Consider the following 7,382-nt stretch of genomic DNA (forward strand, 5'->3'; position numbering starts at 1 on the left):
CTTATGATTCGTGAAGGAGCAAAGTGAGGGATCTAAAATGCGCGTATTATTAATTGAAGATGATAGAGCAGTTACTCAAAGCATTGAGTTGATGTTAAAGTCGGCTAACTTTAATGTTTATATCACTGATCTGGGTGAAGAAGGTATCGATTTAGGAAAACTCTATGATTATGATATCATTTTGCTTGATCTGAATTTGCCTGACATGTCAGGGTATGATGTCTTGCGGACTCTAAGGTTGGCAAAAATAAAAACTCCTGTCCTAATCCTCTCTGGTATGAATGCCATTGAAGATAAGGTTCGTGGTTTTGGCTTTGGAGCAGACGACTATATGACGAAGCCTTTTCATAAGGATGAGCTCATTGCACGTATCCATGCAGTTGTTCGTCGTTCAAAAGGACATGCACAATCGGTTATTGTTACCGGAGATCTCACCGTTAACCTTGACACAAAAACTGTCGAAGTTGCAGGGCGCCCTGTTCACTTAACCGGTAAAGAATACCAAATGTTAGAGCTTCTCTCTTTACGCAAAGGTACCACCCTTACCAAGGAAATGTTTCTCAATCATCTCTATGGTGGAATGGATGAACCAGAACTAAAGATTATCGATGTTTTTATTTGTAAATTGCGGAAAAAATTGGAAGCAGTCTCTTCCAGTGTAAATTACATTGATACAGTTTGGGGACGTGGTTATGTATTACGTGATCCAGTTGAAGAGAACGTACGAAAAACCGCTTAAGCAGTGAACATGCACATTGTAAAATCTCGGAGTGTAGCGGGCCGAGATTTTTTCCCGAGATCTTTTCTCTATTAAAAGTAGAGAACTCGCGCACTAAAAATCTCATATAGAAAGCGCTTAAAGCTTAAGAAGTAACCACACCCAATTTACACATATAACCTTATCGCTCATAAGTTCAATCGAAACCACTTTTCCCAACACAGCTTAAGCGCTTCTCTCTTATTCAAAGCTTTTTTACACTTTCTAAAACAATACAACCATCACTTTCATCAATATTTATTTTCATCTCTGTCATCTGAGCAAGTAACATTGTGTAATAAAATTGGATGACATGTGCATCAATAAGCTCTTCTTGAACTTCTCCACGGAATAACGCAAGAAAATGAGGGGGTATACGGAGAGTTCTACCGAAAACCTCAAATCGAAAAGAACGTTTATTTTCTTCTTGCAAAATCATAACAACAATTTCACCACCACGAGAAACTGTTGCGTTTGCAATCAATAATAAATTAAGCAAAAGTTTAACTTCATCTTTTTCTAACAATAAAGAAGAAGCTTGCCATTTTAAAGTTGCTTTTTCTTCTTTCATATATTGTTGAGCAACCTGCTCTGCAGTCCGTGTATCTATTTGTCCTCCACTTGCACCAGCAAAACCAAAAGCCAATCGCGCAAATTGTAGACGTGCAGCAGCACTCGCAACGGATAAACGCACCAATTGTAAAGCATCTTCTTCAGCTCCTCCTTCATCATAAAGCTCCATTGCATTTTGAATAGCCCCCACAGGTGAAATAAAATCATGGCAAATACGACTACAAAGCAAAGCAGCAAGATCCATAGGCTTCAAAGAAATATCTAACGTCATAATGATTGAAAACTCCTAGATTCAAAAAAACAAACTTTATTTTAAAGAAAAACTCTTAACATCTGATGCATAATAGGAAACATTAACAATCATGCTAAAAAATTCAGAAATAAATTCAAGAATTTAAATAACCTTATATCTTATTTTTTATTTGAATAGGATGAAAATTCTAATATTATCTTTTTGTTTATCACTAATAAAAGGAGAAAACTCCATGGCTCTCTCTCTGCTCAAATACTGGTACAAAAATATTATATCTTTAATCTTCCTTTTATTCATCACCATAAACACTACACAAGCTCGACTAAAACCAATAGAGCAAAACGAACCTCATTATTCACTCCAAGAAATTATTGATTCTGGTCATATTTTTTTTGGAAAAACAGCCAGTGGTCTGGCTGTTGCAATTCAAAATATTTTTTCAAAATATGGTTATCCCAATGCCTATATTTTAGGAGAAGAAGCTTCTGGTGCCTTTTTTGCTGGATTAACCTATGGCGAAGGAATGGTTTTTACCAAAAGCTATGGTCAACATAAAGTTTTTTGGCAAGGTCCCTCAGTAGGATGGGATTTTGGCGGCCAAGGCTCCCGTTTAATGATCTTAGTTTACAATCTTAGTGGCATAAATAATTTATGGAGACGCTATGGTGGTATTTCAGGTTCGGCCTATTTAATTGCAGGTGTTGGTTTTCATGTCCTAAAATACCATAATACCTTGTTAATCCCAATACGTACAGGAGTCGGCGCACGCCTTGGTATCAATATAGGATATTTAAAATTAACACATAGACCGACATGGAATCCGTTTTAAACGGTTTCTTATTTGAAAAGGGGTATTATGCTTATTCAATCATTTCTTTTTTTTATACTTGGAGTTGCTTTCACTTCCTGGTTACTGGTGCTTTTATCTCCTTTTATTTGGCGTAAAGCCGTTCATTTTGCGTATAAAGATGTTTGTGCGAAAATGCCATTATCACTCGCGGAAATAGAAGCAAATCACGATTTTCTTCGTGCACAACATGCTGTAGAATTAGCAAACAACCAACAAAAGTACGAATTTTTGCAAAAAAAATATGTCCAACAAAAAATACAACTGAGCCAAGTAACAGAACAATTTTATCGGCTATGCCTCCCCACAAAAGATACTCTCACCAAAGAAGCGATAGCAATCAAACAAAATATCGCCACACTACACACTTCCAAAGGAAAGACAAATGATGCGTGAAAAAGTCGCACACTATCAGCAACGCTTACAAAAAATCCAAACTCATGAGCTGGACACGACTGCTAACCACCAATTGCTAGAAGAACTCCGAGAAGAAACAAAAGAACTTGCAGCAACATTGGCGGCTCAAATAGCACTACAAGAGGGGAATACATCACCCATCAACACATTGATTCAAAAATCCAAAAGCAAAAATGACCTAGCATCACGTATTCGCCAAAAAATAACTTTTCTCTCCAAAAGCCCTGTTAAATAAGTTATCTTTTAAAACACCTTAAATGAAGAGTAAAATCAACAAAGGTTCATTGTAACTTTCATAACCCAAATCCTTTTTACTAAACGTGACTTTTTTGCTAAGCTAAAGGACAAAGTTTCTTAGCCCATACGGTTCTGTTAAAAAATATCTTCTTGTCTAGAAGCTTCACTTTCTAATCATATCACCGCTCTAAAGGACAACATTTCATAGGTCCTAGAAAGGAAATAATACCAAAATATTGGCCACACACTTTAACAAAAAATACCTTCTAAGATGGATCACCAATAGAGATTTGACCATAATTTTAAGGATAAAAACACGCTCTCAAGAGTGATAAAAATCTCTTATTTTTTTGATAATCATATCCTGATCCGTTTGTGTCAAGTAAGGATGCATTGGTAAACTTAAAACACACTCTCCTAAAGACTCTGAAACAGAAAGGGAATCTTTTACATAAGGGAAGTGTTTATAAGCTGGCTGTTGATGTAAAGGAGTTTTATAATAAATCATTGTAGGGATAGAATTTTTTTGTAAAAAATCTTTTAATTTATCCCGTTCTTTTACCTTAATCGTATATTGTGCATAAGCAGAACGAATATTTTCTCCTATTTCTGGAACTGTAACAATATCTCTTAAGCCATTGGAATAGCGTTGAGCAATTTCTACACGCTTTTCCATTTCATCTTCAAAAATCGCAAACTTTTCTAGTAAAATTGCAGCCTGAATGCTATCTAGGCGCGAATTCATACCAATACGTACATTGTCATATTGCGTTTCACCTTTACCATGAAACAAAATAGAGCGTAAAAGTTCTGCAAAATGATCATCATTGGTCATCATAGCGCCTCCATCACCATAACATCCTAATGGTTTTGCAGGATAAAAACTTGTAGCAGCCACATCACCAAAAGCACCACACATAGTATTACCGCTTCTCCCCCCCATAGATTGAGCAGCATCTTCAATTACAAAAAGATTTTCCTTTGCAGCCACTTGAGCAATTTGCACATAGTCAGCAGAAAGTCCAAATAAATCAACGGCAATAATAGCTTTTGGCTTTAGACGTCCCTCTTTTTTTACCATTTCGATAGCGTGAGAAAGTTTTTCAACATCAATATTGAATGTATCAGGTAAAACATCAACAAAAACAGGTTTAGCCCCCACCAAAGCAACCACTTCAGCCGTTGCTGAAAATGTAAAACTAGGACAAAAAACAGCATCGCCTGGACCAATATTTTTAGCCATAAGAGGCATCTTCAAAGCATCTGTTCCATTAGCACATGCAATCACATGTTTAACGCCAAGATATTCTGCCAATTTCTCTTCAAATTCTGTTACTTTTGGCCCCAAAATATACTTACCACTAGCGACTACATGCGCAATTGCAGAATTAATTTTATCTTCAATACGCGCACGCTGCGCCCCAAGGTCGATGAATTGCATATTAACTCCATTGATCATCACAAGAATGCAAAAGCGCTACCTATCTCTTTTATCTATCATAATTGACATCAGCAGCTGTTAAAATCCGTAAAACAGCAACAGCATCATCACCATTTGTACGAGGTGATTGACGCGTTTCAATACAATGAAGGAAATGCCGTAATTCGCAAGTAAGCGGCAAATCTTCACAAACATCAATGTAATTCAGCTCATCCATGCTAAAAGCCCACTCTTGATTTTCTTTCCAAACGGCAAAATGGTGCATTGCCAATTTACGACTCCACGGTTCCATATCATCAAAAACGAGTATAGCCTTTGTTCCAACAACAGTTAAACGCCTCTCACGATAAGAACTCAAGCGTGAAGTAAAAAGATGACTACGCACACCATTTGGAAAAATCATATGAATATGAGAAAAATCAGAAATCTGATCAACGACAGCAGCCCCCTCACCGCGAATTTCGGAAGGTTCACATCCTGTCAACGCCAAAATCATTGAAAGATCATGAGGGGCAAGATCCCATAAAGCATCACTGTGTGTGTGAAATTTTCCAAAGCCTAATCTATGAGAATAAATATATCGCACATCTCCCACATCTCCGTTTTTCACCAATTCACACATTTTTTCAAAAGCTGGATGAAAACGCAAAATATGGCCCACCATAAAAACTCGCTCATAGGCCTCAGCCTCCTGAACTTGGCGTTTAGCATCAGAAACATTCAAGGCTATTGGTTTTTCCACCAAAACATCTTTACCATTTTTAACAGCACGGAGCACATTTTGCGTATGCAATTGTGGCGGCAACGCTAATACCAGCGCATCAATATCTCGATGAGTAAAAAGATCATCTGGTGTAACAACCTCTACACCATACAGTGTTGCAAAACTAGCAGCACGATCATTATCAATATCAGAAACTGCTGCTAAAGCCCCGAGAGAGTGGAGTGTCCGTATATGATTTTCACCCCAATGACCGCATCCTAAAACCGCTACACGTGGCACCATTTTCATGCCTTACCTTACTTTATCATATGAAAATTACACTTTTACATATCGAGGATAAAATAGAATGACAAGAGAAAAGCTTAAAAACGATGCTTGACATCTTACTATTCTACCCCTTATATCCGCAAAAGATGTAATTATTGACAATTATGATTGCTTATTTTGGCGGAGTAGCTCAGTAGGTTAGAGCAGAGGAATCATAATCCTTGTGTCGGGGGTTCAAATCCCTCCTCCGCTACCATTACTTTTTTGTTGTGTGTGTAGCTTACTGTAGCTTGCCAGTTGTAGCTTGCCAGCAGGTTTTGTATATTTTGACACTAGGTTTTGTACCAATTTATTTTTTCTCAAAGAGTTTTTAAGGGGTTCTCAAAGGGTCTTTGTAGCTTGCCAGCAGGTTTTGTATAATTTGCCACTAGGTTTTGTACCAATTTATTTTTTTTCAAAGAGTTTTTAAGGGGTTCTCAAAGGGTCTTCAAAGACCTTTCAAAGATCATTTAAAGCCTCTTTTTCTTTTCTGCTCAAAATCGCAATTTTTGATGATCAATCATTGAGTTGGAATCGTATTATTTGAGAAGCAGCGTATATAAGATGGTATGACTTCTTTTAGCATAAATTGACTGATGATTTTTCTGTATCCTAAGCACATTATTCAGGACATTATTAAATAAGAGAAGCGTTTAAGGAATTCGGTCAACTTGACCAAATTGCTCTTCAGTATGCAATTGTGCAATGTTTGCACCATTGCTCCTTTGAGGAATTGGGTAAACAATACCCTATTGCTGTACTCATGCAATTGGTGCAAGTTGCACCTATTCCTTACCTCCACACCAAAATGCGAACTTTTGATTTTGGTCTCAATACTCTTCAACACCGATCAAAGGGTCAAGTTGTCCCTTTGATTTTCTGTCACTCAGAGGTTTCCTTTTCTCCTACCTCTTTTCCCTTGTTTGGTGCCTCGAGTGTGATTTCTGTTGTGTATCCGCTTTGTTTTTCATAGCGGTGGGTGACGGTTGCGGCTTTCCATGGTCCATTGATTTGCCCACGAAACCCTTGCAATAAAAGAGGTTGATCCGCCATGATTTCAGGGCGTCCCTCAAGGGTCAAAGAACCACTCCCTACAGCACGACACAACCTGTCCGACTCGGAAGCAGCAACAGCTCGTGCTTCCTCCTCACAAGTGTAACAAGTCCGTAAACGCCGCACGGGACCGCTAAACCCTGTCTGATGCTTGACTTGGCATTGCTGCCCTTTTGAGCGATCAAAATAAGAAGCTTCAATGGTGCCATATTGCGTGCGTGGCTCTAATGTGAATTCCCAGTTGGAACAGTCGTGCTTATGGATTGCTAATGCTGGTAAATTGTCACCGCTTAAAAATAAAAACTTATTGTCCTTGATCAAAAAACGTGCCCGCATGCGATCGGCAAGGCGGGTTAAAAAATCAACAGCCGATTGATCTGTACGAATCACATAAGGCAAAGTTTGTTGAGTGAACTGAGGACTGACCTTTTCTTGATAGCCATGGCGTTTGGCAAGTGTCTCCACAATCTCACCAACAGTTTTGTGATCAAAATGTTCACTCACCTGTTCTTTGAGCTCTTTACGCATCGAGGCGCTTTTGCCACAAAGGCGCAAAATCTCTCCATCACTGCCACCACAACTTACAACCGATTCGACAAAAAAACGCCCCATAAAGGCACTGATGCTGTTCTCATAGCCAAAAATCACTTGCAGAGTGCTGTTGCTTGAGGGAACCTCTAAATCATTGCCACTATCATCAAACTCTGCTTCAAATGTATCGGCTTCATTCCCGGCATGATCCGTGATAGTTGCGGTTAAAAGACGCTGGTAAAA

8 protein-coding genes and 1 tRNA gene are annotated in these 7,382 nt (G+C 38.4%); 5 read left to right on the forward strand and 4 right to left on the reverse strand.

What is annotated here, in order from left to right:
* Nucleotides 1–37 precede the first annotated feature (37 nt).
* Entirely contained in the window at nt 38–739 is a 702-nt protein-coding gene (gene ctrA / locus ACFINY_RS06420; RefSeq protein ID WP_273790819.1) for a response regulator transcription factor CtrA, read from the forward strand.
* Between the two features lie 223 nt (nt 740–962).
* Here the strand turns inward: ctrA and chpT are convergent, their stop codons facing one another.
* Entirely contained in the window at nt 963–1,601 is a 639-nt protein-coding gene (gene chpT, locus ACFINY_RS06425; protein ID WP_375611958.1) for a histidine phosphotransferase ChpT, read from the reverse strand.
* Between the two features lie 214 nt (nt 1,602–1,815).
* Here chpT and ACFINY_RS06430 point away from each other — a divergent pair, with 214 nt between their 5' ends.
* Genes ACFINY_RS06430 through ACFINY_RS06440 form a run of 3 tightly spaced genes read left to right on the forward strand, consistent with a single transcriptional unit; the run spans nt 1,816 to nt 3,082 of the window.
* Entirely contained in the window at nt 1,816–2,412 is a 597-nt protein-coding gene (locus ACFINY_RS06430) for a DUF1134 domain-containing protein (protein WP_375611957.1), read from the forward strand.
* Between the two features lie 27 nt (nt 2,413–2,439).
* A complete protein-coding gene (locus tag ACFINY_RS06435; RefSeq protein WP_375611956.1) occupies nt 2,440–2,826 on the forward strand; it encodes a hypothetical protein in 387 nt (128 codons plus the stop codon).
* A complete protein-coding gene (locus tag ACFINY_RS06440) occupies nt 2,816–3,082 on the forward strand; it encodes a hypothetical protein (RefSeq protein ID WP_375611955.1) in 267 nt (88 codons plus the stop codon). Before ACFINY_RS06435 ends, ACFINY_RS06440 begins: the two co-directional genes overlap by 11 nt.
* Nucleotides 3,083–3,406: 324 nt before the next feature.
* On the opposite strand, the gene ACFINY_RS06445 is transcribed toward ACFINY_RS06440, so the two are convergent.
* Both ACFINY_RS06445 and ACFINY_RS06450 read right to left on the reverse strand, forming a co-directional pair.
* Entirely contained in the window at nt 3,407–4,525 is a 1,119-nt protein-coding gene (locus tag ACFINY_RS06445) for a DegT/DnrJ/EryC1/StrS family aminotransferase (RefSeq protein WP_375611954.1), read from the reverse strand.
* A 49-nt stretch (nt 4,526–4,574) separates the two neighbouring features.
* Nucleotides 4,575–5,531, reverse strand: a complete 957-nt coding sequence (locus ACFINY_RS06450; RefSeq protein ID WP_375612035.1) for a Gfo/Idh/MocA family protein — start codon at nt 5,529–5,531, stop codon at nt 4,575–4,577.
* Between the two features lie 164 nt (nt 5,532–5,695).
* Between ACFINY_RS06450 and ACFINY_RS06455 the strand changes: the two genes are divergently transcribed.
* Nucleotides 5,696–5,772: transfer RNA gene (locus ACFINY_RS06455), tRNA-Met, on the forward strand.
* 665 nt (nt 5,773–6,437) lie between these two features.
* Here the strand turns inward: ACFINY_RS06455 and ACFINY_RS06460 are convergent.
* Nucleotides 6,438–7,382: phage late control D family protein (locus ACFINY_RS06460; protein ID WP_375700935.1), on the reverse strand; the 945-nt coding region annotated here is incomplete at its 5' end.

This window comes from Bartonella sp. AA23NXGY (assembly GCF_042197165.1).
Lineage (GTDB): Bacteria > Pseudomonadota > Alphaproteobacteria > Rhizobiales > Rhizobiaceae > Bartonella.